Origin of the sequence: Cupriavidus sp. WS (genome assembly GCF_000395345.1) — a bacterium.
GTDB lineage: Bacteria > Pseudomonadota > Gammaproteobacteria > Burkholderiales > Burkholderiaceae > Cupriavidus > Cupriavidus basilensis_B.
The window spans coordinates 1-1,243 of record NZ_AQPL01000698.1 but is presented as its reverse complement, the minus strand read 5'-3'; the positions used below and the strand labels follow the sequence as shown (position 1 = coordinate 1,243).

Annotated in this window: 1 protein-coding gene; it reads left to right on the top strand. The window is 70.7% G+C overall.

What is annotated here, in order from left to right; genetic code table 11:
- The coding region (locus K206_RS40585; RefSeq protein ID WP_043368013.1) for a condensation domain-containing protein at nt 1-1,243 on the top strand (1,243 nt) is incomplete at both ends.

Genomic DNA, 1,243 nt, shown 5'->3' with positions numbered 1-1,243 from the left:
CGTCGCGCAGCCACTGCCGCGCGATGGCGTGGCCGAGGAAACGGTGCCGACTGGCGCCGTGCCGCTGCTGCCGATCCAGGCGGATTTCTTCGCCATGCCGATGGAACGCCGCGGGCACTGGAACCAATCCGTGCTGCTCGATTGCCGCGAGGCACCCGACACGGCGGCGCTGTCGCTGGCGTTGGGCGATCTGGTCGCGCACCACGATGCGCTGCGGCTGCGGTTCTCGCAGGCGGATGGTGCCTGGACACAGCGGTACGCGCCCGCGGAAACCGCGCCGGACTTGCTGTGGGTGCGCGAATTCCCGAACGAGACCGAACGCATTGCCCATTGCGAAGCGGCACAGCGCAGCCTCGACCTCGCGCACGGACCGCTGCTGCGCGCCGTCGCGCTGCAAGGCACGGCGGGCCAATGGCAACTGCTGCTGGTGATTCACCATCTTGTGGTCGATGGCGTGTCCTGGCGCATCCTGATCGAAGACCTGCTGGCCGCCTACCAGCAGCGCCGCTCCGGCCAGCCGGCCGCGCTGCCCGCGCGCACGGCGTCCTGCCAGCGCTGGTCGGAGGCGCTGCGGCGGAAGACGGCATCGCGCGCGGATGAGCTGCCGCATTGGCTGGCCCTGTCCGGCACAGCCGCCGAATTGCCTTGCGACGATCCGAGCGGCTCGCTCACCATCGCCGAACGCGACAGCCTCACGCTGATACTGCCCGCCGACGCCACCCAGGCGCTGCTCCAGCACGCGCCCGCCGCCTACCGCACCCGCATCAACGACCTGCTGCTGACCGCGCTTGCGCGCGTGCTGTCACGCTGGAGCGGCAACGCGCGAACGCTGATCGACCTCGAAAGCCACGGCCGCGTGGCCGGCGTCGACGATGCGCTCGACCTCAGCCGCACCGTGGGCTGGTTCACCACGCTGTTCCCCGTTGCGCTCGACGCCGCCGGCGCACTGCCGGACGCGATCAGGGCCGTCAAGGAACAATTGCGCGCCGTGCCCGGCGAGGGCATCGGCTTCGGCCTGCTGCGCCGCTTCGGCACCGCCGAACAGCAAGCCGCCATAGCGGCCCTGCCCAAGCCCGAGGTCGTGTTCAACTACCTCGGCCAGTTCGACGCCAGCCTGGCCGAAGGCACGCCGTGGCAACCCGCTTTCGGCAACACCGGCGCCGGCCAGGATGCCAGCGCGCCACTGTCGCATCCGCTGTCGGTCAGCGGGCAGGTGCATGGCGGCGAGCTGCGTCTGTCCTTT